This is a genomic window from Caulobacter sp. GW456-12-1-14-TSB4 (assembly GCF_059424195.1).
This window is the reverse complement of record NZ_JBWKZF010000009.1, coordinates 55353-81296: the sequence shown is the minus strand read 5'-3', so window position 1 is coordinate 81296 and position 25944 is coordinate 55353. Positions and strand designations below refer to the sequence as shown.

Below are 25944 nucleotides of genomic sequence, written 5' to 3'. Positions count from 1 at the left end.
CGATGAATCGCACCGGCCAACACGCCTTCCTTGAATTCTTCGCCGGCGGCGGCATGGCGCGCCTCGGCCTGGGCGCCGGCTGGTCCTGCGCCTTCGCCAACGACTTCGACGCGGTGAAGGCGGCGACCTATCGCGCCAACTTCCCGGGCGACGCGGAGGGTCACTTCCACACGGGCGACGTCTTCGACCTGACCGTTGACGCCCTGCCGAGCGCGGACCTGGCCTGGGCGTCCAGCCCCTGCCAGGACTTCAGCCTGGCCGGCGCGCGGGCGGGGCTGGCGGGCGGCAAGTCCTCGGCCTTCTTCGGTTTCTGGACCCTGATGAAGGCGCTGTCGGCGCAGGGGCGCGCCCCGCCGGTGATCGTCATCGAAAACGTCGTGGGCCTGCTGACCTCGCACCACGGCGACGACTTCACCGCCCTGTGCGGCGTGCTCTCCGAAGAGGGCTACCGCTTCGGCGCGCTGGAGATCGACGCCGGACAGTTCGTGCCGCAGTCGCGGCCTCGCGTCTTCGTGGTCGCCACCCGCCTGCCCACCGGTGAACTGGAAGGGACCAGCGCCTTCCACACCCGCGCCGTGCGCGAGGCGGCCGCGCGGCTGCCCGAGGACCTCCAGGCCAGCTGGATATGGTGGGGCGTCCCGTCGCCGCCGGCCCGCAACACCGACCTGGCCGTCATGCTCGAGCCCGACGCGGCCGTGACCTGGAACCCGCCCGAGCGCACCGAGGCCCTGCTGGCCCTGATGGCCGACAGCCACCGCCAGGCGGTCGAGACGCGGCGCAAGGCCGGCGGCCGTTCGGTCGGCGCGGTGTTCCGCCGGATGCGCGGTGGCGAGCAGCGCGCCGAGGTGCGTTTCGACGGTCTCGCCGGCTGCCTGCGCACGCCGCGTGGCGGCTCCTCGCGCCAGACCCTGCTGGTCATCGAGAACGGCGATGTCCGCTCGCGCCTGGTCAGCCCGCGCGAGGGCGCGCGCCTGATGGGCCTGCCCGACAGCTATCTCTTGCCGCGCGCTCAGACGGCTGGCCTGCAGGTGATCGGCGACGGCGTCGCGGTCCCCGTGGTGCGCTGGCTGGCGCAAAGCCTGCTGGAGCCCTTGCTCGATAGCAAATCTGCAAGCCTCGCCGCCGAATGACCCGCTGACAGTCCCCGCTTCGGGGTTTAGGGTGCCGCTCGCTTCCCGCAACCTTAAGGCTCTGGGCTTTCAGATGGACGACGCTTCCTCCCTCTATGACGCCGCGCGTTTCAAGCGCGCCGGTCGCGGCAAGATCTACGACTCGATCATCGACACCATCGGTGACACGCCGCTGATCCGCCTGCCGCGCCTGTCGGCCGAGCTGAAGCCCAAGGGCGAGGTGCTGGCCAAGCTTGAGTTCTTCAACCCGATCGCCTCGGTCAAGGACCGCATCGGCGCCTCGATGATCGAGGCCCTGGAGGCTCAAGGGCTGCTGAAGCCCGGCGCGACCATCATCGAGCCGACCTCGGGCAATACCGGCATCGCCCTGGCCTTCGTGGCCGCCGCCAAGGGCTACAAGCTGATTCTGGTCATGCCCGAGAGCATGTCGATCGAGCGCCGCAAGATGTTGCTGCTGCTCGGCGCCAAGCTGGAGCTGACCCCGGCCGAGAAGGGCATGCGCGGCGCCGTCGCCCGCGCCCAGGAGCTGATCGAGGCCACGCCCGGCGCGGTCATGCCCCAGCAGTTCGAGAATGGCGCCAACCCCTTGGTCCACCGCGTCTCGACCGCCGAGGAAATCTGGAACGACACCAACGGCGCCGTCGATGCGGTGGTTTCTGGCGTCGGCACCGGCGGCACCATCACCGGCGTCGGCCAGGTGCTGAAGGCCCGCAAGCCCGGCCTGAAGATGGTCGCGGTCGAGCCGGAAGCCTCGGCCGTGCTGTCGGGCGGCGCGCCCGGCCCGCACAAGATCCAGGGCATCGGCGCGGGCTTCGTGCCTGGCGTGCTGGATCGCGGCGTGATCGACGACATCGTCCAGGTCAATAATGACGACGCCTTCGGCATGGCCCGCCGCGCGGCGGCGTCGGAGGGTCTGCCGGTCGGCATCAGCTCGGGCGCGGCCCTGACGGCGGCCTTCGACCTGGCCTTGCGCGACGAGTATGCCGGCAAGGTGATCGTGGCGATCATCCCCAGCTTCGCCGAGCGCTACCTGTCCACGGCCCTGTTCGAGGGGCTCTGAGCCTCGCGGACCGAGCGCCTTGACCGACGTCTACGACAAGGCCAAGCGCTCGGCCGTCATGGCGCGGGTGAAGAGCAAGGACACCACGCCGGAAAAGGCCCTGCGCCGCATCCTGACGGGCCTGGGCGCGCGCTACCGCCTGCATCGCAAGGACCTGCCGGGCAATCCGGACCTGGTGATGTCGGGGCGCAAGCTGGCCTTCTTCGTCCACGGCTGCTTCTGGCACGGGCATGACTGCGCGCGGGGCTCGCGGGTTCCGAAGGCCAACCGCGACTACTGGCTGGCCAAGGTGGCCCGCAACGTCGCCCGCGACGCGCGATCGGTCGCGGCGCTGAAGGCGGCCGGCTGGCGGGTCGAGGTGATCTGGGAGTGCGACTTCAAGGACGAGGCGGCCCTGACCGCCCGTCTTCAGGCCCTGCTGGCCAGGACGTCGGAATCCTCGACGGCGCCCGCCAGCACCTGAGCCAGGGCTCCGAACAGTTCGACCGGATCGATCGGCTTGGCGACATGGGCGTTCATGCCCGCGTCGGTGCAGGCCTCCCAGTCCTTGGGCGTGGCCGAGGCGGTGACGGCGATGACCGGGGTGTCGCGATTGGGGCCGTTGCTGGCCCGCAGGATCCTGGTCGCCTCGCGGCCGTCCATGCCGGGCATGTAGAGGTCCATCAGCACCACGTCGAAGACCTCGGCCGCGAGAAGCTCCAGGGCCTCTTCGCCGGATTCGGCCAGGGTGGCGTCGACGCCGAGCGGTTCGAGGACCAGCTCGATGGCCCGGCGATTGACCACGTGGTCATCGACGACCAATACCCGCAGGCCGGTGATCGAGCGGCTCTCTTCCTCGACGCGCGGCGCCTCGGCCGGGTCCAGGGTCGCGGTCAGGGTGAAGCTGGCCCCCTTGCCTTGATCGGCCGCGCTGGCGGCGGTCAGGTCGCCGCCCATCAGGCGGGCCAGCTCGCGGCTGATCGCCAGGCCCAGGCCCGAGCCGCCGTGCTGGCGGACCACGGACGCGCTCAGCTGGTCGAACGGCGTGAACAGGCGGGGCAGGGCGGCCTCGGGGATGCCCGGACCGGTGTCATGGACCGTGATCGAAAGCAGCAGCTGGTCGCCGACAGGGCGGGTGTCCAGCACCACGGTGACGGCGCCCCGCTCGGTGAACTTGATGGCGTTGCTGAGCAGGTTGTTCAGCACCTGCTTCAGACGCATGGCGTCGCCGGTCGTCCAGCGGGGCAGGCTGGCCGCGCCGGTGACCCGCAGCCGCAAACCCTTCCGCGCCGCCTCGGGCCGCCACAGACGCAGGGTGTCCGACAGGCTCTGGCGCAGGTTGAAGGTGGTCTTCTCCACCGACATCCGGCCCGCTTCCAGCCGCGAGAAGTCCAGCAGGTCGTTCAGCAGGGTGCGCATCAGGCCCCCGGCGTCGGTGATCAGCTGGGCGTGGACCTTGGAGCTGGCCTCGGGGACCTCGCTATGCAGCCGCGCCGCGCCGGCCAGGATGGCGCTGATCGGGGTGCGCAGCTCGTGGCTGATCATGGCCACGAAGGCGGATTTGGCGGCGACGGCCTCTTCGGCCTCATGGCGGCGGCGTTCGGCCTCGGCCTTGGCGTCGGCTTCGGCCTTGAGGGCGGCGCCCAGGGTGCGGGCGGCCACGGTGACCGAGACGATCATCAGGATCGCGCCGAACCACAGCATGTCGGCGAGGCTGGCGCCCGGATTGGCCGCCTTGGCCACGAAGGGGACGATCAGCAGATAGAGAGCGTGGGGCATGGCGGCCATCAGGGTGGCCCAGCGGTTGCCGGCGTTGACGACGACGACATTCAGCAGGGCCCCGGCCAGCAGCATGCCGCCCAGGGTGGGCGCGAAGCGGATGTGGGACGAGAACAGCACGACAGAGAGGGCGCCGAACGCCGTCGAGGTGATGGCCGGCGAGACGAAGGCGGCCCAGCGACGCCAGGTGGCGACGACCGCGCCCGGATTGAGCGCCAAGGGGCGTCGCACCCAGAGCTCGAACGTGTAGCAGAGCGTGTAGATCAGCGCCCACAGCCAGCCCCAGGCCGGCCGCAGATAGATCTGCAGCATGGCGGCGATGACCAGGGTGGCGCCCAGGCGCAGATAGGTGTTCGCACGCCGCGAAGCGGCGGCGCGAGCCACATCCCCCTCTACTCCAGTCCTCGACATGGACGCCTGACACCCCCAGGGATCCCCCGATCCCCTTCGCGGCCTAGGCTAGGCGCGAAGGGCTAAAGGAAAATATAGAAAACCCCGCCGCGTCAATGGGTTGGCTCACTATGGGGTTGGGGCAAGATCGTGCGCTGAAACGCGCGTTTAGCGTGCTGGGGAGGTAAGTTTTTCCTGGCTAAGCTTGATCGGGCCTCGGGCCGAACGTCCGCTCCAGGTCCTCGGACGTAACGTCGTCCAGTTCCAGCCGCTTGAGGCGCGCGGTGTCGCCGGCGGCCAGGCGGATCGCCGAGCGCGGGATTTTCAGGGTCTTGGCCAGGAAGGCCAGCAGGGCGGCGTTGGCCGCGCCATCGACGGGCGGACTGGCGACGCGCACCTTCAGATAGGGCCGTCCGTCGCCGTCCAGCGCCCAGCCGTCGATCGCGTCGCGACCGCCGCGCGGGGTGATCCGGACGGCCAGGGTTTCCTTAGCCAAGGAGGCTCAGCAGCGTGCCTTGCAGGGCGGGCATGATGAAGCGCTGGACGCCGCGCAGCAGCAGCAGCACGACGATTGGGCTGATGTCGACGCCGCCGATCGACGGGATGATCCGGCGGAACGGCGCCAGGATCGGGTCGGTGACGCGGTCAAGGAAGGTGGCCGCGTTGTAGACGAACTGGTTGCGCCGATTGATCACGTCGAAAGCGAACAGCCAGCTCAGGATCGCCGAGATGACGATCGCCCACCACAGCAGGTCGAGCAGGGCGTTGATGATGAAGAAGACGAGATTGATGATCGGCGCCATGGGATTTCCGTCTGATGCCCCAGCTTCTTGCCGCGCCCGGAGGTTGCTGGCAAGGCGCGGTGAGAACCCCGCTTGACGTCCGCGCTCTGGGGCCGTATCTCCGCCGCTCCTTGGGGCCGTAGCTCAGATGGTAGAGCGCCTCGTTCGCAATGAGGAGGTCAGGGGTTCGATTCCCCTCGGCTCCACCAAGGACCTTTCGCAAAACTTGCATTCGTGACGATGAGCCGCTCAGGCTGATCCCCGCACGTTCTTGCCCTTGGGCCTGGACGCCGTGCGACGACACGCCACAGTCCTGGTTTACGGGATGGCGCCCCCTCCCGAGCGATGACGCTGATGCCCGATCGAATGTCGGGTCAGCGGGGGCGAAATGCGCCAATCGACGACTTACCGCGCGGCCGCCGCCGCGTTCCTGATCGCCGCCGGGTGCCTCTTGGCCGCCCACGGCGCGCATGCCCAGGACGGGCCGGCCTTCAAGCTCAGCGGCAGTTACACCGCCGACGTCGCCGGCACGGTGAGTGGCGGTCTGGCCAAGCGCGGCCGCCTGCTGGACGATCTGCAGGTGTTCGGCGACCTCGACCTCGACAAGGCCGTCGGCTGGAAGGGCGCGACCGCCCACTTCGAGCTGCTGAACAACAGCGGCGCCATGCCCAATGACGACGCCGGCACGCTGCAGGGCGTCGACAATATCGAGGTCACCCGCCAGCGCGCCCGCCTGTTCGAGGCCTGGGTCGAGCAGGGCTTCGGCGACAAGGCGTCGGTCCGCGCGGGTCTCTACGACCTCAACAGCGAATTCTATTCCAATGACAGCGCCGGCATGCTGCTGGCGCCCGCCTTCGGCATCGGTTCGGAGCTGGCGGCCACGGGCCCGAACGGTCCGTCGATCTTCCCGTCCACGTCCCTGGCCATCCGCGTGCGCTGGACGCCCAACGAACACGTCTATGCCGAGGCCGCGGCGCTGAACGCCAATGCCGGGGTGCTGGGCGATCCGGGCGGCATCAAGACCTCGTTCGACAATGGGTTGCTGCTGATCGCCGAGGCCGGCTGGACGGGGCGCGGCAAGATCGCCGTCGGGACCTGGCGCTACACCGACAAGCAGGACGACATCCGTTACCTGGCGCCATCGGGCGATCCGGCCCCGGCCACCGCGCAGGGCGCCTATGTTCTGCTGGAGCGGCGGTTGACCGGCGAGGCCGATGATGCGGTGCGCAAGACCACCGCCTTCGCGCGCCTGGGTGTGTCGGACGGCGACACGACGTCGTTCAAGGGTGGCTGGCAGGCGGGGATGCTGGTCGAGCAAGTGTTCGAAGGCCGCCCCGACAGCGCCTTCTCGATCGGCGTCAACCAGGCGTTCCTGTCGGGCAAGTACCGCGACAATGCCATCGACGCCGGCCTGCGCCTGCAACGCTCCGAGAGCGCGATCGAGGTGACCTATGCCGACAAGATCGGGCCGGTCACGATCCAGCCCGACATCCAGTATGTGAAGGATCCCGGCGCGGACGCCGGGGTGGGCCACGCCTTGGTGGCGATCCTGCGGGTGGGCGTGGAGTTCTAGAACTCCACGCCACCACAGTGCTTAGGCGCCGGCGGCTTCCGCGACGGCTTCGGCGGTGATGCCGAATTCCTTGTAGAGGCGCTCGAACGGGGCCGAGGCGCCGAAGCTCTTCATGCCGACGAACTTGCCGTCCTCGCCGATGAAGCGCTCCCAGCCCATCTTGATGCCAGCTTCGACGGCGACGCGGACAGGCGCCGTGCCGATGACCGAGGCCTGGTAGGCGGCGTCCTGCTTGGCGAACAGTTCCCAGCAGGGGGTCGAGACGACGCGGGTCGGCTTGCCCTTGGCCTGCAGGATGTCGCGCGCGGCGACGGCGACGCCGACCTCGGTGCCCGAAGCGAAGATCGTCACGGCCGCTTCACCGCCCTCGGCGGCCAGCAGCTCGTAGGCGCCCTTGGCCGACAGATCGCCGCCGGCCGTGCGGACGTGCGGGGTCTTCTGGCGCGACAGGGTCATGACCGACGGGGTGCGGGCGCTTTGCAGGGCGACCTTCCAGCACTCGGCGGCTTCCACCGCGTCGGCCGGGCGGAAGACCAGCAGGTTCGGGATGGCGCGCAGGGAGGCGACCTGTTCCACCGGCTGGTGGGTCGGGCCGTCTTCGCCCAGGCCGATGGAGTCGTGGGTCATCACGTGGATGACGCGGGCTTCCATCAGCGCGCCCAGACGGATCGCGGCGCGGCTGTAGTCGGCGAAGGCCAGGAAGGTGCCCGAATACGGGATCACGCCGCCGTGCAGCGACATGCCGTTCATGGCCGCGGCCATGCCGAACTCGCGCACGCCGTAGTGGACGTAGCGGCCGGTATAGTCAGGCGCGTCGAACGCGCCCATGCCCTTGACCAGGGTGTTGTTCGAACCGGTCAGGTCGGCCGAGCCGCCGATCATTTCCGGAATGGCCGGGATCAGCTGGTCCAGGGCCGCGCCCGAGTGGACGCGGGTGGCGTTGACCGGCTTGGTCTCGACCGCCTTGGCGATGTGGGCGTCCAGGACTTCGAAGGCGCTGGCGGGCAGTTCGCCGGCCATGGCGCGCTTGAAGTCGCTGGCGTGGGTCGAGGCGGCCAGCTTGGCTTCCCAGGCCTTGCGAACCTTGGCGCCGCGACGGCCGACGCTCTTCCAGGCCGTGGCGATGTCGCCCGGCACGGTGAAGGGCTCGGCGTCCCAGCCCATGGCGACGCGGGCGTCGCGGATCTGGTCGTCGAACAGGGTGTAGCCGTGGCTGTGGGGGTCGCCTTCTTTCGGACCCGCGCCCTTCGAGATCAGCGTCTTGCACGCGATCATGGTCGGGCGGTCCTGCTTGGTGGCCCAGCGCAGGGCGGCGGCGATCTTGCCGTGGTCGTGGCCGTCGACGACCTTCACGGCCCAGCCGGCGGCCTTGAAGCGGGCGACCTGGTCGCCGGTCTCGGCGATCGTCGCTTCACCGTCGATGGTGGTGTTGTTGTCGTCGAACAGCACCGTCAGCTTCGAGAGCTTCAGGCGGCCAGCGATGCTGATCGCCTCATGGCTGACGCCTTCCATCAGGCAGCCGTCGCCGGCGATCACCCAGGTGCGGTGGTCGACGATGTCGGAGCCGAAGCGGCCGGCCAGATGGGCTTCGGCCATGGCCATGCCGACGGCGGTGGCCAGGCCCTGGCCCAGCGGACCGGTCGTGGTCTCGACGCCGGGGGTGTGGTGCACTTCCGGGTGGCCGGGGGTCAGCGAACCCCACTGACGGAAGTTCTCGATCTCCTTCATCGTCACGGCCTTGAAGCCGGTCAGGTGAAGCAGGGAATAGAGCAGCATCGAGCCGTGGCCGGCCGACAGCACGAAGCGGTCGCGGTCGTGCCAGCCCGGCTGGCTCGCGTCGAACTTCAGGAACTTGCCCCACAGGACGGTCGCCACATCGGCCATGCCCATCGGCATGCCCTGGTGACCGGACTTGGCCTTGTGCACGGCGTCCATGGAAAGGACGCGGATCGCGTCGGCCATCTTGATGGGCGAAACGGGCATGTTGGCTTCCGTCTTTTCTATGTTTTGCGGGGCTGCGCGAGGGGCGCACTCGCATGGGAACCCCCGGGGGTCAACCCGCCGGGCCTTTTCTCAGGACTTCCGGACACGCATCGAGGACGCTAGGCAACATCGTCCGGCAGCGTTATAGCTGGATATAGACTTATGCTCATTTTCAGCATAACCCTGAAAGGCCGGTAGCTTGGCTCATCCGTCGTTCTTCTCGCCCTATCGCCATGGCTTCGTCCGCGTGGCCACCGCCGTTCCAAAAGTGAAGCTGGCCGATCCGGCGACCAATGCGCGGAGCGTCCTGGCCCTGGCCCGCGAGGCGCACGAGGCCGGCGTCGCGGTCATCGTGTTCCCGGAGCTGGGCCTGACCGGCTACACGATCGACGACCTCCTGCAGCAGGACGTGCTGCTGGACGCCGTCGAGGCGGCGATCGCCACCCTGGTCGAGGAAAGCGCCGAACTCGCGCCGATGATCGTGGTCGGCGCGCCGCTGCGTGACGGCGGCCGGCTCTATAACACCGCCGTGGCCATCCAGGGCGGCAAGGTGCTGGGCGTCACGCCCAAGAGCTTCCTGCCCAACTATCGCGAGTTCTATGAGCGCCGCTGGTTCACGCCGGGCGCGGGGGTGACCGGCAAGAGCCTGGTGCTGGCCGGCCAGACCGTCCCCTTCGGGACCGACGTCCTCTATTGCGGTGAGGGCGTGACGCCGTTCACGGTCGGCGTCGAGATCTGCGAGGACGTCTGGACGCCCACGCCGCCCAGCACCGCCCAGGCCCTGGCCGGCGCGGAAATCCTGCTGAACCTCTCGGCCAGCAACATCACCATCGGCAAGTCCGAGATCCGCCGCCTGCTGTGCGCCAGCCAGTCGTCGCGGATGGTCGCGGCATATGTCTATTCGGCCGCCGGGGCGGGCGAGAGCTCGACGGACCTGGCCTGGGACGGCCATGTCGACATCCACGAGATGGGCAATCTGCTGGCCGAGAGCCCGCGCTTCTCGACCGGCCCGGCTTGGACCTATGCCGACATCGACGTCGATCGCCTGCGCCAGGAGCGGATGCGGGTCGGCAGCTTCGGCGACGCTATGGCCCTTTTGCCGCCCAAGGTTCCGTTCCGGATGGTGCGGTTCGCGTTCGAGCCGCCGGCCGGCGACCTGGCCCTGGCCCGGCCGATCGAGCGCTTCCCGTTCACGCCGTCCGATCCCGCCAAGCTGCGTGAGAACTGCTACGAGGCCTACAACATCCAGGTCCAGGGCCTGGCCCGGCGGCTGGAGGCCTCGGGCCTGAAGAAGCTGGTGATCGGCATCTCGGGCGGCCTCGACTCGACCCAGGCGCTGCTGGTGGCGGCCAAGGCGGTCGATCAGCTCGGCCTGCCGAGGACCAACATCTTGGCCTACACCCTGCCGGGCTTCGCCACCTCCGACCGCACCAAGGACAATGCCTGGGCGCTGATGCGGGCCATGGGCGTCACCGCCGCCGAACTCGATATCCGCCCGGCCGCGACCCAGATGCTGAAGGACCTGGACCACCCGTTCGGGCGCGGCGAGCCGGTCTATGACGTAACCTTCGAGAACGTGCAGGCGGGCCTGCGCACCGACTATCTGTTCCGCCTGGCCAACCACAACGGCGGCCTGGTGGTCGGCACGGGCGACCTGTCGGAGCTGGCCCTGGGCTGGTGCACCTACGGCGTCGGCGACCACATGAGCCACTACAACCCCAACTGCGGGGCGCCCAAGACGCTGATCCAGCACCTGATCCGCTTCGTGGCCCACTCGGGCGACGTGGATGCGGCCACGACGGCGCTGCTGGAGGACATCCTGGCCACCGAGATCTCGCCGGAGCTGGTGCCGGGCGAGGTCACCCAGGCGACGGAGAGCTTCGTCGGGCCGTACGCCCTGCAGGACTTCAATCTCTACTACATGACCCGCTACGGCATGGCGCCGTCCAAGATCGCCTTCCTGGCCTGGACCGCCTGGCATGACGCGGGCAAGGGCGGCTGGCCGGTCGGCCTGCCGGAGTCGGGGCGTCGCGCCTACGAGCTGGCCGAGATCAGGAAGTGGCTCGAGCTCTTCCTGAAGCGGTTCTTCGCCAACCAGTTCAAGCGCTCGGCCGTGCCCAACGGACCCAAGATCTCGTCGGGCGGCGCGCTGTCGCCGCGCGGCGACTGGCGGATGCCGTCGGATGTCGCCGCCGACACCTGGCTGGCCGAGCTGAACGCCAACATCCCGAACTGATACGAGCAGGGCCGAAAAAGCTTTCGTTTTCCGCGCGCTTCACGATATCCCCACGCCCAAGCAGGGGTGCTTGTCAGTCTGAGGTTACTCTTGGCCGCGATCTATCCGGTTATCCTTTGCGGCGGTTCGGGCACGCGCCTCTGGCCCGCCTCGCGCAGCGACCAGCCCAAGCAGTTCCTGAAATTGGTCGGCGACCGCTCCAGCTTCCAGGAGACGGTGCTGCGCGTGCGCGACCTGCCGGGTGTGGCCGAGATCGTCGTGGTCACCGGCGAGGCCATGGTCGGTTTCGTCGCCGAACAGACGGCCGAGATCGACACCTGGGTCACCATCCTGGTCGAGCCCGAAGCCCGTGATTCCGCGCCGGCCGTCGCCGCCGCCGCCGCCTATGTCCAGACCCTGGACGCCGACGGCGTGGTGCTGATGCTGGCCGCCGACCACCACGTGGCCGATCCCGAGGTGTTCGGCGAGGCCGCCGTCACCGCCGCCAAGGCCGCCGAGCACGACCTGATCGTCACCTTCGGCGTCAAGCCGACCGTGCCGGCCACGGGCTTCGGCTACATCCGCCCCGGCGCGCCGTTGCTGGACGGTTCGGTGCGCGAGGTCGCGGCCTTCGTCGAGAAGCCGGATCGTGAGACCGCCGAGCGTTACCTGCTGGAAGGCTATCTCTGGAACAGCGGCAACTTCGCGTTCAAGGCCTCGACCTTGATGGGCGAGTTCGAGGCGTTCGAGCCCACCGTGGCCGTCGCGGCCCGGGCCTGCGCGGCCAAGTTGGAGCTGGAGGCCGGCATCGGCCGCCTGGACCGTGAGGCCTTCGCCGGCGCGGCCAGGATCAGTCTCGACTATGCGGTGATGGAGCGGACCCACAAGGCCGCCGTGGCTCCGGCCTCGTTCGCCTGGTCGGACCTGGGCGCCTGGGACGCGATCTGGGAGGCTTCGGACCGCGACCACGCCGGCAACGCCAGCGACGGCGATGTCGAACTGCAAGGGACCTCGAACGTACTCGTGCGCACGACGGGCCCGTATGTCGGCGTCATCGGCGTCAGCGACATCGTGGTGGTGGTCGAGCCCGATGCGGTGCTGGTCTGCCACCGCAAGGACAGCCAGGCGGTGAAGAGCCTGGTCGATGGCCTCAAGGCCAAGGGCCGCTCGATCGCGTCTCGGAAAAGCGCCCAGCCGAACGGGACCGAGACCCTCGTTTCGACCGACGGCTTCGATGTCGAGTTGCGCCGCGTGCCGGCCGGCGAGACGATCACCCTGCCGACCGCGACGGTGCAGCTGCTGGAAGGCGTGCTGGAGATGGACGGCGACGTCTATGCCGCCGGCGCGCTGATCCCGCTCGACGCCGAGACCCGCGCGCGGGCCATCGGCGCGGCGACCCTGCTGGTCACGAAACCCCGTTAGGATTGGGCCGCGCTGACGGCGCGGTCCATCTCCAGGATCGACAGCACGATGTGGTAGAAGGAGCTGGCCGGCGCCGGCTCCTCCACGAAGGTCTCGTCGGGCTGGTGCTTGTCGCGCCACAGGCCCGTCACCGGCGTGCGCAGATAGGCCAGCAGGCCCTCGGCGCCGGCGGCGGCCATGTCCCAATAGCGCGCCTCGCCGGTGGTTTCGGCGGCCAGGACGGCGGCCTTGATCCGCTCGGTCTGCGGCCAGAGGCGCGCGCCGTTGTCGTGGATCGAGAGGTCGTCGAGCAGGGCGTTGATCGCCACGCCGCGCGCCAGGTCGGTCCCGTGCGTCTCGCCGGCGTCGATCATCCTCAGCGCCGCGGCGATCGCATCGGCGCGGCCGGCCAACTTGCCCCAGCGTAGCAGCAGCCAGCCCCATTCGAACTGGTGGCCGGGCTCGCAGATGCGGCCTTCGACGCCCGGCGCCGGGTTCCAGTCGAGGTCGAAGAACTCGCGGACCATGCCGGTCTCGGCGTGGATGAACTTGGTCAGCGCGAGCTCGGCGATCTCGTCGGCCAGGGCGCGCCAGGCCGGGTCACCGTCGATCGCGTTCCAGGCCAGCATGGCCTCGAACAGGTGCATGTGCGGGTTGGACTGCAGCGGCGCGGTCGGGGGGTTGCTCTGGTGGAAGCCGGCGACGGGGTGCTTGCGCTCGGCGACCAGCTTTTCGCGCACCGCCACGGCGATCGCCTTGGCCTCATCGGCGCGGGCCGGCAGGGCCGTGGCGACGGCGGCCAGGGCGAAGATGGCGAAGGCTTGGTCGTAGAGGTCGGCGGTCTCGTCCAGGCTCTCGCCATCCGGCCCGACCAGGGTGCGGAACAGGCCGTCCGGGCGACGATAGGACGCCAGATAAAAGTCCAGGCCGTGCTCGACCGCCTCGCGCCAGGGGCCGCTCCAGCCCAGGTCGCCGGCGATGGCGAACGAATAGATCTGGCGGGGCAGCACCCGGCCACGACGCGGGCCGTCGACCGGCGCGCCCTCCAAGTCGATCTTCTCGAAGAAGCCGCCCTTCTTGTGATCGGCCCCGACCCGCCACCACAGCGGATAGGCCGCCTCGGCCGCCCAGGTCTTGAGGCGGTCGCGCAGGCGGGCGGCGTCGGTGAGGGCGTTCGTCATGGGCGCCATTTCTAGGCAGCTTGGGCGACGAGGCCAAGACATCCGGCGCGACGCGCGGTAGTGCTCACGTCCATGACCGCGCTCGCCGATCTCCCTCCGCTGAAGGCCGTGTTCCTGGATCGGGACGGCGTGCTGAACGTCGACCACGGCTATGTCTCCGACCCGGCCAAGCTGACCTGGATCGACGGCGCCCGCGAGGCGGTGGCGGCGATGACCCAGGCGGGCTTGAAGGTGCTGGTGGTGACCAACCAGTCGGGCATCGGCCGGGGCTATTTCGACGAGGCGCAGATGGACCGGTTCCATGCCGCCATGCAGGACCAATTGGCCGAGCTGGGCGGGCGGATCGACGCCTTCTACCACTCGCCGTTCCACGAGACGGCCGTCGTCGAGGAATTCCGCGTCGCCGACCACCCGGACCGCAAGCCCAATCCCGGCATGATCCTGCGGGGGCTCTCGGACTGGAACCTGACGCCGGAAGAAGCCGTGATCATCGGCGACCGCCACATCGACGTCGAGGCCGGCAACCGCGCGGGGATGCCGGGCTATCTGTTCAAGGGCGGCAACCTGCGGGCCTTTGTCGGCCAGGTGCTGGGCGAGCGCGTTCCGGCTCTCAAATGAGGATTCTGCAGTTCGGCAAGACCGGCCAGGTCGCGACCGCGGTCCAGGCCGCCGCCCAGGGGCGGGCCGAGATCATCGCCTTGTCCCGCGCCGACTGCGACCTGGAAAATCCCGAGGCCGTCCGCGCCGCGATCCTGGCGGCCGACTGCGACCTCGTCCTCAACACCGCCGCCTTCACCCACGTCGATCCCGCCGAGGCGCGGCCGGACGAGGCCTTCGCGGTCAACGCCGCCGCGCCGGGGGCCATGGCCGCCGCCTGCGCCGAGCGCGGCCTGCCGTTCGTGCATCTGTCGACCGACGCGGTGTTCGACGGCCTGACCGATCGCCCCTATGTCGAGACCGACGAAGCCCGGCCGATCAATGCCTACGGTCGTTCCAAGCTGGCCGGCGAAAGGGCCGTGCTGGCCCATCCCAAGGCGGTGGTGCTGCGCATCTCGTGGGTCTTCTCCCGCTACGGCCGCAACTATGTCAGCTTCATGCTGAAGCTGGCTCGCGAGCGCGAGGTCTTGAAGGTCGTCGCCGACCAGTACGGTACGCCGACCGACGGTGAGGCCCTGGCGGACTTTCTCGTCTCGACCGCGCCGCGCTGGGCGGCCGCCTCGGCCGAGGACCCGATCTTCGGCCTGTTCCACTTCGCCAATGCCGGCGAGACCAGCCGCTTCGACTTCGCCCAGGCCGCGATCGATCGCGATCCCCAGACGAAAGCACGGCTGGAACCGACCACCCAGGCCGCCTTCGCCGAGCCCGCGCCGCGTCCGCCGCGCTCGCCGCTCGACACCGGCAAGCTCCAGCGCGTGTTCGGTTTCACGCCCGAACCCTGGCGCGTGGCGGTCGAGCGCTCGGCCGATCGTCTCGTCCAAGCTGGTATGACGAGTCTGGCGTGACGCCGCCGCTCGGGCTAAACCGGCGCAACTTCCGCCCATCATCAGCAGCGCGAGCGACCATGCAGATCTTCCTCGACAGCACCGACACCAAGGTGATCGCCGACCTGGCCTCGACCGGCCTGATCGACGGCGTGACCACCAACCCGACCCTGATCGCCAAGTCGGGCCGGCCGATGCTGGAAGTGATCGCCGAGATCTGCGACATCGTCCCGGGCCCGATCAGCGCCGAAGTCGCCGCCACCACGGCCGACGCCATGATCGCCGAAGGCCAGAAGCTGGCCAAGATCGCCCCGAACGTGGTGGTCAAGATCCCGCTGACCCGCGACGGCCTGATCGCCTGCGCCGCCTTCGCCGACGAGGACATCAAGACCAACGTCACCCTGTGCTTCTCGCCGACCCAGGCCCTGCTGGCCGCCAAGGCCGGCGCGACCTTCGTCTCGCCGTTCATCGGTCGCCTGGACGACTACGGCTTCGACGGCATGGACCTGATCCGCGACATCCGCACGATCTACGACAACTACGGCTACGAGACCGAGATCCTGGCCGCGTCGGTGCGCAACGCCGCCCACGTCAAGGAAGCCGCCATCAGCGGCGCCGACGTCGTCACCATCCCGCCGGCCGTGTTCAGCGACCTCTACAAGCACCCGCTGACCGACAAGGGCCTGGAACAGTTCCTGAAGGATTGGGCCAGCACGGGCCAGTCTATCCTGTAGGCATGTCGTGCTCCCGGGCGGGTCTTTCACTCGCCCGGGACGCGAATAACTGATCACAGTTTATTTCGCACTGGCGAAGCTGGTTCGCAAATGCGAGTTCGTGCGTTAAGTCTTGGTCCGTTCACAGAGGGCCGCGCACATGGTTCCGACTGCCGCTGAGACCGAAGTCCGTTTGGCCGGCCCCGAAGAGGCCGACCGCTTCTCGCGATTCCTCCACGGCTTCCTGTCCGCCAACGGTTTTCCGTTCGTGATCGTCCACGACGCGCCCGAGTTTCTGGGCCAGCTGCGCCGGGTGGTGTTCGAGGACGTCTGCCTGTCGCGCAAGTTCGCCAGCGAGTGGCTGAACCAGCGCGGCACCCTCGGGACGGCCTAGGCCTGAAGCCGGGCCCGCACCTCCGGGTGGTCCTTCCAGGCGGGCATTTTCGACATGTAGGCGATGGTCTCGGTTTCGGCCTGGGCGCGAGGACTGCCGCGCCGCTCCTGCCATTGCACCATGCGTTCGAAGCGGGTCGGGAAGTCCTGCAGCACGCCGGCTTCATCGACGCAGTACTGGCAATAGTGACCGGTCTCGATCGGCATGCCGCAGCTTTCGCAATTGTGGCTCATGGGCGGGCTCCTTTCAGCTGGGCGACGAAGGCCTTGAAGTGGTCGAGCAGGGCGTCGCGCTGCTCGGGCGACAGATGCGCGCCGGCGGCGGCCAGCATCTCGAGGTCCAGGACATTGCGGCTCTCGATCAGCGCGGCCTGGCCGGCGTCGGTCAGCCAGATCAGGCTGCGGCGGGCGTCGGCCGGATCGCGGTCGCGGGTCAGCATCCCCTTGTCGACCAGGTGATCGACCATCTCTGAGAGGGTGCTCGCCGCGCGATCGACATGGCGGGCCAGCTCGCCGGCCGTCAGCCGGCCGTCAGCGGGCCGGCGGCGGCCAGGTGGTCCAGCAAGGCCACGGTCTCGGGCGACAGACGCTCGCGCTTATCGCGCACGCGGCGGACGGCGGCCCGGTAGGTCGCGCGGAACAATTCCTCGAAATCGGCGGCGAAGGCGTCGGTCATATAACGACGCTATGAGGGGCGTGATCCTTCGTAAATCCCGAACCAACGCCCTATATCCGACGGCCCGGCTCCTCTTCCCTTCATTCGGGAAACAGGCCTAGCTAGGGGAAATCGTTTCACCCGACGGCGGAGCTGCGCCATGAACGACCTCAAATCTGGCCTTCCGGGCATCGCTGGTTCCGCCCTGGACCTGATCGGGCGCACGCCGATGGTCGAGGTCAAGCACATCGACACCGGCCCCTGCCGGCTGTTCCTCAAGCTCGAGAACCAGAATCCCGGCGGCTCGATCAAGGATCGCGTCGCGCGCTCGATGATCGAGGCGGCCGAAGCCGATGGCCGGCTGAAGCCTGGCGGCACCATCATCGAGGCGACGGCCGGCAATACGGGCCTGGGCCTGGCGCAGGTCGCGACGATGAAGGGCTACAAGCTGATCCTGATCGTCCCCGACAAGATGGCGCGGGAAAAGATCCTGCACCTGCGGGCCATGGGCGTGGACGTGCGCCTGACGCGCAGCGACGTCGGCAAGGGCCACCCGGAATACTACCAGGACATGGCCCAGACGCTGGCTCAGTCGATCCCCGGCTCGCTCTACGCCAACCAGTTCGAGAACCCGGCCAATCCGCTGGCCCACGAGACCACGACGGGTCCCGAGCTGCTGACCCAGATGGAGGGCGACATCGACGCCATCGTCGTCGGCGTCGGTTCGGGCGGCACGCTCACCGGCGTTGGCCGCTACATGAAGGCCAACTCGCCGAAGACCAAGATGGTGCTGGCCGATCCGGTCGGCTCGATCCTGCGCGACTATGTCGAGACCGGGAGCTTCGGCGAGGCCGGCAGCTGGATCGTCGAGGGCATCGGCGAGGACTTCATCCCCGACAACGCCCAGATGGACTTGGTTTCCCAAGCCTATTCGATCAGCGACCGCGAGAGCGTCGACACCGCCCGCCTGCTGCTGAAGAAAGAAGGGATTCTCGCGGGCTCGTCCTCGGGCTGCCTGCTGGCCGCGGCCCTGAAATACTGCCGCGAGCAGACAGAACCCAAGCGGGTCGTGACGCTCGTCTGCGACACGGGCTCGAAGTACCTGACCAAGATGTTCAACGACTTCTGGCTGGCGGCCCACGGCTTCGACGGCCGCGAGCTGCACGGCGACCTGCGCGACCTGATCGCCAAGCGCTATGCCGAGGGCGGTGTGATCGCCATCGGCTCCGACGACACCCTGCTGACGGCCTATAACCGCATGCGTTCCAGCGACATCAGCCAGCTCCCCGTGGTCGATCACGGCAAGCTGGTCGGCATCCTCGACGAGAGCGACGTCCTGGCCGCGGTCGAGGCCGGCGACGACGCCCCGCGCTTCAAGACCCTGGTCGGCGCGGCCATGACCCGGGGGGTCAACACCCTGCAGGCCCATCAAAGCGTCGATGACCTCCCCGAAGTGTTCGACCGCGACGAGGTAGCCCTTGTCTGCGACGGCGAAGAATTTCTGGGTGTCATCACCCGGGTCGATCTGATCAACCACCTGCGTCTGAGCGCGTAGAGGATCCCGCATGACCGACATCCCCGGCAAGAACCGCCTGGACTTCGCCACGCGGACCATCCACGGCGGCCAGTTCCCCGACCCGACCACCGGCGCGGTCATGGTGCCGATCTACGCCACCTCGACCTACGTCCAGTCGAGCCCCGGTGAGCACAAGGGCTTCGAATACAGCCGCAGCCACAACCCGACCCGCTTCGCCTTCGAGCGCAGCATCGCCGACCTTGAGAGCGGCGCGGCGGGCTTTGCCTTCTCATCCGGCCTGGCGGCGGCCTCGACGATCCTGGAGACGCTGGACAGCGGCGCGCACGTGATCGCCAGCGACGACCTTTATGGCGGCTCGTTCCGGCTGTTCGACAAGGTGCGCAAGCGCTCGGCCGGCCTGACCTTCAGCTTCGTGGACATGGCCGACCTGGCGGCGGTCGAGGCGGCGATCACTCCAGCGACGCGGATGATCTGGGTCGAGACCCCGACCAATCCGATGCTGCGCCTGGCCGATCTGGCCGGCATCGCGGCCCTGGCCAAGACGCACAACCTGGTCACCGTCGCCGACAACACCTTCGCCAGCCCGTTCATCCAGCGGCCGCTGGAGCTGGGCTTCGACATCGTCATGCACTCGGCGACCAAGTATCTGAACGGCCACTCGGACGTGGTGGCGGGCGTGGCGGTGGTCGGCGACAACGCCGAGCTCGCCGACAAGATGAAGTTCCTGCAGAACGCCGTCGGCAGCGTGCTGGGCCCGTTCGACAGCTTCCTGGCGCTGCGCGGCGTCAAGACCCTGGCCCTGCGCATGCAGCGCGCCTGCGACAGCGCCCTAGAGATCGCGCAGTGGCTGGAGAAGCACCCGGCCATCGAGCGGGTGATCTATCCGGGCCTGGAAAGCCACCCCCAGCACGACCTGGCCAAGCGCCAGATGGTCGGCGGCTTCGGCGGCATCATCTCGGCCGACGTGAAGGGCGGCCTCGCGCCTGCGCGCCGAATGCTGGAGCGCACCCAGCTGTTCACGCTCGCGGAAAGCCTGGGCGGGGTCGAGAGCCTGATCGAGCATCCGGCGATCATGACCCACGCCTCGATCCCAGCCGATCAGCGCGCGGCGCTGGGCATCTCCGACGGCCTGATCAGGCTTTCGGTGGGGATTGAGTCTTGCCGGGACCTGATTTCCGACCTCGACGCGGCTTTATCAGACTGAGCAGATGATGGTGCTCGCCCTCGCCCGGCATGGCGGGTGAGGGGTCCTTGGCCTTGGTCGGACGCGGCGGCGGCAGGTCCTCGCGGACGGGGTCTTCGGACAACAGGTGCGCCACCAGCATCAGGTCGGTCTTGACCGGGCCGAAGTCGGCGGCGGCGGTCCAGGCGCGGATCGCGGCCTGGGCGTAGACCTCCGACAGGTCGGTGACCTCGATCATCACCGCCGGGTCCTTGCGGATGCGCGGGTCGTTCTCGGCCCGCTCGCGCAGCCGCTTCAACACTGCCACCAAGTCGGTCTTCAGCGGGACCTTGAACAGCACGTCCACGCGCCGGGTGCGGTGGGTCGAGTAGTTCAGGATCACGTCCCCGAACACCTTGCTGTTGGGGATCATCACCTTGACGTTGTCGGGCGTGGCGATCTCGGTGAACAGCAGGTCCAGCGACTTCACCGTGCCCTGGCGGGTCGAGGTCTCGATGACGTCGCCGACGCGATAGGGCCTAAACAGCAGGATCATCACCCCGGCCGCCACGTTCGACAGGGCGCCTTGCAGAGCCAGGCCGATGGCCAGCGAGGCCGCGCCCAGCACCGCGATGATCGAGGTCGCCTGCACGCCCAGCTGCTGCAGCACCGCCACCAGACCGATGGCGATGATGGCATAGCGAGCCAGGGAAGCGCTGAAGCTCTCCAGGGTCGGGTCCGGGTTGTTCCGATGCACGCGCATCAGGGTCCGGCGCATGAACCGCGCCGCCAGCCCGGCGACCCAGAAGGTCACCATCAGGATCAGGGCGGCGACCACCAGGTTCACCGCCACTCGGCCCAGCCAATCCAGGAAATGTCCGAACATGGTCTCGTCGGCCTTCACGTTGGCGATCGAGGGCAGGCGCGCTTCCGCCGGGATGATGCTGGGCTTGGTCTGCATGAAGGTCTCGATAGGCGCCCCCGCCGTGATTGGTCAACGACAAGGCGAGAGTGCGGTTCCGCTTCGCACCGACTTGCGAACGGAAACAGTCGGTTACATCAATTGGCTCGAAATCGCCGTGAACGGACTCTAGAGGCTGCGCTCATGAGCATGCCCTTCATCGACCTCGCCGCGCAGCAGCGCCGGATCCGCGACAAGATCGACGCCGCCATCGCCAAGGTGCTGGACAGCGGCGCCTATGTCATGGGCCCGCAGGTCCGCGAGTTCGAAGCCAAGCTCGCCGAGTTTGGCCAGGCCAAGCTCGCCTTGTCCTGCGCCAACGGCACCGACGCCATCGCCCTGCCGCTGATGGCCTGGGGCGTGGGCACGGGCGACGCGGTGTTCTGCCCGTCCTTCACCTTCGCCGCGACGCCGGAAGTCGTGCCGTGGGTCGACGCGACGCCGGTGTTCGTCGACGTGTTGCCCGACACCTACAATATCGACCCCGCCAAGCTGGACGCCGCCATCGCCGCGGTGAAGGCCGAGGGCAAGCTGACCCCGAAGGTGGTCATCGCCGTCGACCTGTTCGGCCAGCCGGCCGACTATCCGGCCATCAAGGCCATCTGCGATCGCGAAGGCCTGAAGCTGATCGCCGACAGCGCCCAGGGTTTCGGCTGCGCGCTGAACGGCCTGCATCCGCTGCACTGGGCCGATGTCGCCACCACCAGCTTCTTCCCGGCCAAGCCGCTGGGTTGCTACGGCGACGGCGGGGCGGTGCTGACCAACGACGCCACCTTGTGGGACCTGATGGACAGCTACCGCGTCCACGGCAAGGCGGTCGGTCCGGACCTGGAAGGCAAGACCTTCGACCACGACCCCAAGTACCTGAACACCCGCATCGGCATGAATTCGCGCCTCGACACCATCCAGGCGGCGATCCTGATCGAGAAGCTGGCGATCTTCGCCGAGGAAATCGAACTGCGTCAGGCCGTGGCCGACCGCTATGCCGAGGGCCTGAAGGGCGCGGTGATCGCGACCCCGGCCGTGATCGACGGCGGCGTCTCGGTCTGGGCGCAGTACGTGATCGAGCACGCGAACCGCGACGGCCTGGCCGCGCACTTGAAGACCCAAGGCATCCCGACGGCGGTCTACTATCCCGTGCCGATGCACGTGCAGGCGCCCTATGCGGACTTCCCGCGCGGCGCCGGCGGTCTGCCGGTCACCGAGGCCAAGGCCGAGACCGTGCTGGCCCTGCCGATGCATCCCTATCTGGGCGAGGCTGACCAGCAGAAGATCATCGACGCGATCCGGGCCTTCAACGGCTAGGCTGCGGCGAGACGCCGGCGACGCAGCAGGTTCACAGCCTGCAGCGCCGTCGCCGTGGCGGTCAGCGCCACGCCCATGGCGCAGACGCCGGTCCAGCCCGTCGACTTCCAGAGCGTGACCGCGACGCCCGAACCGGCCGCGCCGCCCACGAACATACCGCCCATGAAGACGGTGTTCAGGCGGGCGCGGGCCTCGGGCTTCAGCGCGTAGACGATGTGCTGGTTGGAGACGAGGACGCTCTGGATCGCGAAGTCCAGCAGGATTACTCCGGCGATCAGGGCCGGGATGCCGTCCCAGACGCCGAAGATCAGCCACGAGACCAAAGCGAGCGCCGCGCCCAGCATGATGACCGGTCGCGGGCCACGCTTGTCGGCGAAGCGGCCGGCGATCGGCGCGGCCAGGATGCCGACGGCCCCGATCACCCCGAACAGGCCGGCGATGTCCGAGCCCAGGTGGAACTCCTGCAGGTGCAGGGCCAGCACCGTCCAGAACGAGGTGAAGGTGGCGAACAAGAGCGCCTGCGTGGCGACGGCCAGGCGCAGCGAGGGGAACTCGCGCCACAGCTGGCCCAGCGAGATCATCAGGCTGCCATAGCTCAGGCCCGACTGCGGATGGCTGCGCGGCAGCTTCAGCGCCATCCAGCCGCCGGCCGCCAGGGCCACCGGCGCGGCCAGCCAGAACATGGTCCGCCAGCCGTAGTGGGCGCCGACGAAGCCGGCCAGGGTCCGCGACAGCAGGATGCCGCACAGCAGACCGGCCATCACCGTCCCCACCGTCGCGCCGCGCTTCTCGGGGCTGGACAGGTGGGCGGCGAACGGCACGATCTGCTGGGCCACGGTCGCGGCCGCGCCCATCAGCAGCGAGGTCAGGATCATCAGGCCGGCGGTGGGCGCCAGGGCCGTGGCGACCAGGGAGACGGCGAGCGCCAGGAACTGGAAGGCGATCAGCCGCCGCCGCTCCACGAGGTCGCCCAGCGGCACCAGCAGGAAGAGGCCGGCGGCATAGCCGGCCTGGGTGGCCGTCGGGATCATCGCCGCAGCCTCGCCGGGCAGGTCCTTCAGCATCAGGCCCAGCATCGGCTGGCTGTAATAGAGGTTGGCGACCGCCAGCCCCGTGGCCGCCGCCATGGCCAGGGTCAGGCCCCGGCTCAACGGGGCGGGGTCGATGTCTTTGTTGTGCATGGCGCCGCATATAGGGGCCAAGGCGCGTCGAGGCGACCCATATCAAGGGATGATGGTCGAGCGGCGGTTGGCGGCGCGGGGCTCGGGGCCTATATGGCCTGCAAGACCTCTCGCGGGACCGAGACGTCACCCGCGGGAAAATTCGTATGTCAGACACCAACCCCTCGCCGCACCCCGGCATGGGCTTCGGCCAGTTCGTCGCCCTGATCGCGGCGATGATGGCGACCAATGCTCTGGCCATCGACTCGATGCTGCCCGCCCTGCCGCATATCGGCGAGGCGTTGGGCGTGCATGATCCGAACGCCCGCCAGTGGGTGATCACCGCGTACCTGCTGGGCTTTGGCGTCGCGCAGCTGGCCTATGGCTCGCTGGCCGACCGCTATGGCCGCAAGCCGGTGCTGATGGTCGGCCTGACGCTGTACACGATCTTCGCCGCCCTCTGCGCCTTCTCGACCTCGTTCGAAATGCTGCTGATCGCGCGGTTCCTGACCGGCCTGGGCGCGGCCTCGACGCGGGTGCTGTCGGTGTCGATCGTCCGCGACTGCTATGCGGGCCGCCAGATGGCGCGGGTGATGTCGCTGGCCTTCATCGTGTTCCTGGCCACGCCGATCATCGCCCCGTCGCTGGGCCAGGCGATCATGCTGTTCGCCTCGTGGCGCTGGATTTTCGGCATCCTGTCGATCTTCGGCCTGATCGTCATGGCCTGGGCGGCGATCAAGCTGCCCGAGACCCAGCATCCCGAGGATCGCATCCCGATCTCGGTGGCGGGCGTCAGCTCGGCCTTCAAGACCGCCCTGACCGACCGCATCGCCATGGGCTACACCCTGGCCGCGACCCTGGTGCTGGCCGGCCTGTTCGGCTTCCTCAACTCAGCCCAGCAGGTGTTCGCCGAGGTGTTGGGCGCGGGCGACATCTTCCCGCTGATCTTCGCCGCCATCGCCGGGACCATGGCGGTGTCGTCGCTGCTGAACGCGCGGATCGTCGACAAGCTGGGCATGCGCAAGGTCTCGCACTGGGCCTTGATCGGCTTCATCGCCTTCGCCGCCGTCCACGCCGCGATCGCCCTCACCGGCCACGAAACCTTGCTCAGCTTCTCGCTGATGCAGGCCGGCATGATGTTCTGCTTCGGCCTCGTCATGTCGAACTTCGGGGCCATCGCCATGGAGCCGCTGGGCCACGTGGCCGGCGCGGCCGCCTCGATCCAGGGCTTCATCACCACGATCGGCGGGGCGCTGTTCGGGTTCCTGATCGGCCAGATGTTCGACGGCACCACCGTGCCGCTGACCTTGGGCTTCACGGGCTTCGGCCTGGCGGGCCTGCTGATGGTGCTGGCCACCGAGAAGGGCAAGCTGTTCCAGGCCGGCGCGTCCGGCCCGGCTCCGGCCGCGGCGCACTAGTCGAGCATCGCTTCCAAGGTGGCGAGCTCGTCGGCTTCGCGCGCAGGCTTGTCCCAGCGGATGCGGTTGATGCGCGGAAAGCGCATGGCCACGCCAGATTTGTGCCGGGTCGAGCGCTGCAGGCCCTCGAAGGCGACCTCGAACACCAGGCCGTGGTCCAAGTCGGCGCGCACCGAGCGCACCGGTCCGAAGCGCTCGATCGTGTGGTCGCGGACGAACTTGTCGATCAGCTTCAGCTCTTCGTCGGTGAAGCCGAAATAGGCCTTGCCGACGGGGGTCAGGTGGCGAACGCCCGCCTCGTCCTCGCGCCAGACGCCGAAGGTGTAGTCGGAATAGAAGCTGGACCGCTTGCCGTGGCCGCGCTGGGCGTACATCAGCACCGCGTCGATCAGGTGCGGGTCGCGCTTCCACTTGAACCACGGACCCTTGGGGCGGCCGGGCTCGTAGACGCTGTCGCGGCGCTTCAGCATCAGGCCTTCGGAAAGCCGGGCGTCGCCTTCGGGCGGGTCCAGGCGCAGGGCGGCCAGTTCCTCCCAGGTCTCGAAGGGCTGGAGGGGCGAGAGGTCGATGCGGGGTGTCGTCAGCCTGGCGACGAATGCCTCCAGCCGCGCGCGGCGCTCGACGAAGGGCAGGCCGCGCACGTCCTCCTCGCCATCCATCATCAGGTCATAGGCGCGGATGCCGGCCGGGAAGGTCGCCAGCTGCTTGCCATCGACCGTCTTGCGGTTCAGCCGCTGCTGCAGGTCTCCGAATGGGGCCAGGGCGCCGTCGCGCAGGACCAGCAGCTCGCCATCGATCGCGCCCTCGAAGTCCAGGGCCTCGACCACGTCCGGGAAGCTGGCGGAGATGTCGTCGCCCGTGCGGGTGTAGAGCCGCCGCTCGCCGCGTTCGCTGACCGCCTGGACGCGGATGCCGTCCCACTTCCATTCGGCGATGTAGTCGGCCGGATCGAGCTTGGCGAAATCGACCGCCTCGTCGATCGGCTGGGCCAGCATCACCGGTCGGAACCGCCCCGGCGCGTCGGGGGAGGGGCGTTCGGAGCGACCTTCCAGCCAGGCGAAGAGATCGCCATACGGCGGCTCCATCGCGTGCCAGACCTCCTCGATCTCGCCGATCTCGACACCGCCGAAATTGGCGCAGGCCTGCTTGGCCAGGCGCGAGGACACGCCCACTCGCAGGCCGCCGGTCATCAGCTTCAGCAGCGCCCAGCGGCCGTCGGGGTCGAGCGCATCCAGCCAGCCCTCGATCAGCCGCTGGACCTCGGTCCGCGAGGCCGAGTGCAGGGCCTCGATCACCTCGGAAAGCTCCGGCGGCCGGTTGGCGCCGGGCTTGGCGGGCCACACCAGGGCGACGGTCTCGGCGAGATCCCCGACATAGTCGTAGGACCAGGCGAACAGCTGCGCATCCATTCGCGCCTCGACCGCCTTGCGGATGAAGGCCGGCTTGGCGGCGTTGAACGACAGCGCGCCGGTCAGGGCCGCCAGGGCGTAGCCGCGATCGGGGTCGGGCGTATTGCGCAGATGGTCGGCGATCAGGGTCAGCTTGGCGTTGCGCGAGCTGGTCAGGGACAGCCGGTCGAGCAGGTGGGCGAAGGCGCGCATGAGTCATTGAACGCGGAAAAGCTAAAGCCGACCAGCGCTTGCCAACGATGGAGATCCGTGAGGATATCTCTGGAGGAGTGAAATT

The 25944-nt window shown here is 68.7% G+C and carries 25 protein-coding genes and 1 tRNA gene; 15 read left to right on the top strand and 11 right to left on the bottom strand.

Going from position 1 to position 25944, the window contains the following annotated elements; translation table 11 throughout:
• The first annotated feature begins 2 nt into the window (after positions 1–2).
• From AC07YH_RS10745 to AC07YH_RS10735, 3 genes are all read left to right on the top strand, one after another.
• Positions 3–1130, top strand: coding sequence for a DNA cytosine methyltransferase (locus AC07YH_RS10745; protein ID WP_494746983.1), 1128 nt, complete (start codon positions 3–5; stop codon positions 1128–1130).
• A 73-nt stretch (positions 1131–1203) separates the two neighbouring features.
• Complete coding sequence (gene cysK / locus AC07YH_RS10740; protein ID WP_494746982.1) at positions 1204–2190, top strand: cysteine synthase A; 987 nt, start codon at positions 1204–1206, stop codon at positions 2188–2190.
• Positions 2191–2209: 19 nt separating this feature from the next.
• Entirely contained in the window at positions 2210–2653 is a 444-nt protein-coding gene (locus tag AC07YH_RS10735) for a very short patch repair endonuclease (RefSeq protein WP_494746981.1), read from the top strand.
• On the opposite strand, the gene AC07YH_RS10730 is transcribed toward AC07YH_RS10735, so the two are convergent.
• From AC07YH_RS10730 to AC07YH_RS10720, 3 genes are all read right to left on the bottom strand, one after another.
• The gene (locus AC07YH_RS10730) at positions 2599–4359 is read right to left on the bottom strand and encodes an ATP-binding protein (RefSeq protein ID WP_494746980.1); all 1761 of its coding nucleotides are present in this window, start codon (positions 4357–4359) and stop codon (positions 2599–2601) included. The two genes, AC07YH_RS10735 and AC07YH_RS10730, sit on opposite strands and share 55 nt — an antisense overlap.
• A gap of 178 nt (positions 4360–4537) precedes the next feature.
• Positions 4538–4834, bottom strand: a complete 297-nt coding sequence (locus AC07YH_RS10725) for a DUF167 family protein (protein ID WP_494746979.1) — start codon at positions 4832–4834, stop codon at positions 4538–4540.
• Positions 4827–5141 carry a YggT family protein gene (locus AC07YH_RS10720; protein ID WP_494746978.1) on the bottom strand — a complete coding sequence of 105 codons (315 nt, stop codon included), beginning with the start codon at positions 5139–5141 and terminating at the stop codon, positions 4827–4829. Before AC07YH_RS10720 ends, AC07YH_RS10725 begins: the two co-directional genes overlap by 8 nt.
• 112 nt (positions 5142–5253) lie before the next feature.
• Here AC07YH_RS10720 and AC07YH_RS10715 point away from each other — a divergent pair.
• A tRNA-Ala gene (locus AC07YH_RS10715) sits at positions 5254–5329 on the top strand.
• 179 nt (positions 5330–5508) lie between these two features.
• Positions 5509–6693 carry a carbohydrate porin gene (locus AC07YH_RS10710; protein ID WP_494746977.1) on the top strand — a complete coding sequence of 395 codons (1185 nt, stop codon included), beginning with the start codon at positions 5509–5511 and terminating at the stop codon, positions 6691–6693.
• A gap of 21 nt (positions 6694–6714) precedes the next feature.
• Here AC07YH_RS10710 and tkt read toward each other — a convergent pair whose 3' ends face one another.
• The gene (tkt, locus tag AC07YH_RS10705; RefSeq protein ID WP_494746976.1) at positions 6715–8676 is read right to left on the bottom strand and encodes a transketolase; all 1962 of its coding nucleotides are present in this window, start codon (positions 8674–8676) and stop codon (positions 6715–6717) included.
• 199 nt (positions 8677–8875) lie between these two features.
• On the opposite strand from tkt, the gene AC07YH_RS10700 reads away from it, so the two are divergent.
• Positions 8876–10912 (top strand): NAD(+) synthase, encoded by a 2037-nt coding sequence (locus AC07YH_RS10700; protein WP_494746975.1) that lies wholly within the window; start codon positions 8876–8878, stop codon positions 10910–10912.
• Between the two features lie 90 nt (positions 10913–11002).
• Entirely contained in the window at positions 11003–12313 is a 1311-nt protein-coding gene (locus AC07YH_RS10695; protein ID WP_494746974.1) for a mannose-1-phosphate guanylyltransferase, read from the top strand.
• Here AC07YH_RS10695 and AC07YH_RS10690 read toward each other — a convergent pair.
• Positions 12310–13473: an AGE family epimerase/isomerase gene (locus AC07YH_RS10690; RefSeq protein WP_494746973.1), complete on the bottom strand. Its 1164-nt coding sequence runs from the start codon at positions 13471–13473 to the stop codon at positions 12310–12312. The two genes, AC07YH_RS10695 and AC07YH_RS10690, sit on opposite strands and share 4 nt — an antisense overlap.
• A gap of 72 nt (positions 13474–13545) precedes the next feature.
• On the opposite strand from AC07YH_RS10690, the gene AC07YH_RS10685 reads away from it, so the two are divergent.
• The 4 genes from AC07YH_RS10685 to AC07YH_RS10670 all read left to right on the top strand — a co-directional run bounded on the left by AC07YH_RS10685 (position 13546) and on the right by AC07YH_RS10670 (position 16061).
• On the top strand, positions 13546–14091 hold the full coding sequence (locus AC07YH_RS10685; protein ID WP_494746972.1) for a D-glycero-alpha-D-manno-heptose-1,7-bisphosphate 7-phosphatase: 546 nt from the start codon (positions 13546–13548) through the stop codon (positions 14089–14091).
• The gene (gene rfbD / locus AC07YH_RS10680; protein ID WP_494746971.1) at positions 14088–14975 is read left to right on the top strand and encodes a dTDP-4-dehydrorhamnose reductase; all 888 of its coding nucleotides are present in this window, start codon (positions 14088–14090) and stop codon (positions 14973–14975) included. Before AC07YH_RS10685 ends, rfbD begins: the two co-directional genes overlap by 4 nt.
• A 59-nt stretch (positions 14976–15034) precedes the next feature.
• Entirely contained in the window at positions 15035–15688 is a 654-nt protein-coding gene (fsa, locus tag AC07YH_RS10675; RefSeq protein ID WP_494746970.1) for a fructose-6-phosphate aldolase, read from the top strand.
• A 139-nt stretch (positions 15689–15827) separates the two neighbouring features.
• Entirely contained in the window at positions 15828–16061 is a 234-nt protein-coding gene (locus AC07YH_RS10670) for a hypothetical protein (protein WP_494746969.1), read from the top strand.
• Here AC07YH_RS10670 and AC07YH_RS10665 read toward each other — a convergent pair.
• The 3 genes from AC07YH_RS10665 to AC07YH_RS10655 are packed head-to-tail and all read right to left on the bottom strand — an operon-like array spanning position 16058 to position 16736.
• Positions 16058–16294: a zinc ribbon domain-containing protein gene (locus tag AC07YH_RS10665; RefSeq protein ID WP_494746968.1), complete on the bottom strand. Its 237-nt coding sequence runs from the start codon at positions 16292–16294 to the stop codon at positions 16058–16060. The genes AC07YH_RS10670 and AC07YH_RS10665 overlap by 4 nt on opposite strands.
• A complete protein-coding gene (locus tag AC07YH_RS10660; protein ID WP_494747102.1) occupies positions 16291–16569 on the bottom strand; it encodes a MarR family winged helix-turn-helix transcriptional regulator in 279 nt (92 codons plus the stop codon). Before AC07YH_RS10660 ends, AC07YH_RS10665 begins: the two co-directional genes overlap by 4 nt.
• A gap of 11 nt (positions 16570–16580) precedes the next feature.
• On the bottom strand, positions 16581–16736 hold the full coding sequence (locus AC07YH_RS10655; protein ID WP_494746967.1) for a hypothetical protein: 156 nt from the start codon (positions 16734–16736) through the stop codon (positions 16581–16583).
• 139 nt (positions 16737–16875) lie between these two features.
• Here AC07YH_RS10655 and AC07YH_RS10650 point away from each other — a divergent pair, with 139 nt between their 5' ends.
• The gene (locus AC07YH_RS10650; protein ID WP_494746966.1) at positions 16876–18270 is read left to right on the top strand and encodes a pyridoxal-phosphate dependent enzyme; all 1395 of its coding nucleotides are present in this window, start codon (positions 16876–16878) and stop codon (positions 18268–18270) included.
• Positions 18271–18280: 10 nt separating this feature from the next.
• Entirely contained in the window at positions 18281–19456 is a 1176-nt protein-coding gene (locus tag AC07YH_RS10645; protein WP_494746965.1) for a trans-sulfuration enzyme family protein, read from the top strand.
• On the opposite strand, the gene AC07YH_RS10640 is transcribed toward AC07YH_RS10645, so the two are convergent.
• The gene (locus AC07YH_RS10640) at positions 19386–20375 is read right to left on the bottom strand and encodes a mechanosensitive ion channel family protein (RefSeq protein ID WP_494746964.1); all 990 of its coding nucleotides are present in this window, start codon (positions 20373–20375) and stop codon (positions 19386–19388) included. The genes AC07YH_RS10645 and AC07YH_RS10640 overlap by 71 nt on opposite strands.
• 144 nt (positions 20376–20519) lie before the next feature.
• On the opposite strand from AC07YH_RS10640, the gene AC07YH_RS10635 reads away from it, so the two are divergent.
• On the top strand, positions 20520–21680 hold the full coding sequence (locus AC07YH_RS10635) for a DegT/DnrJ/EryC1/StrS family aminotransferase (RefSeq protein WP_494746963.1): 1161 nt from the start codon (positions 20520–20522) through the stop codon (positions 21678–21680).
• On the opposite strand, the gene AC07YH_RS10630 is transcribed toward AC07YH_RS10635, so the two are convergent.
• Positions 21677–22861: an MFS transporter gene (locus AC07YH_RS10630; RefSeq protein WP_494746962.1), complete on the bottom strand. Its 1185-nt coding sequence runs from the start codon at positions 22859–22861 to the stop codon at positions 21677–21679. The genes AC07YH_RS10635 and AC07YH_RS10630 overlap by 4 nt on opposite strands.
• A gap of 179 nt (positions 22862–23040) precedes the next feature.
• On the opposite strand from AC07YH_RS10630, the gene AC07YH_RS10625 reads away from it, so the two are divergent.
• Positions 23041–24258 carry a multidrug effflux MFS transporter gene (locus AC07YH_RS10625; protein ID WP_494747101.1) on the top strand — a complete coding sequence of 406 codons (1218 nt, stop codon included), beginning with the start codon at positions 23041–23043 and terminating at the stop codon, positions 24256–24258.
• Here the strand turns inward: AC07YH_RS10625 and AC07YH_RS10620 are convergent.
• Positions 24255–25859 (bottom strand): cisplatin damage response ATP-dependent DNA ligase, encoded by a 1605-nt coding sequence (locus tag AC07YH_RS10620; RefSeq protein ID WP_494746961.1) that lies wholly within the window; start codon positions 25857–25859, stop codon positions 24255–24257. The genes AC07YH_RS10625 and AC07YH_RS10620 overlap by 4 nt on opposite strands.
• Between the last annotated feature and the right edge of the window lie 85 nt (positions 25860–25944).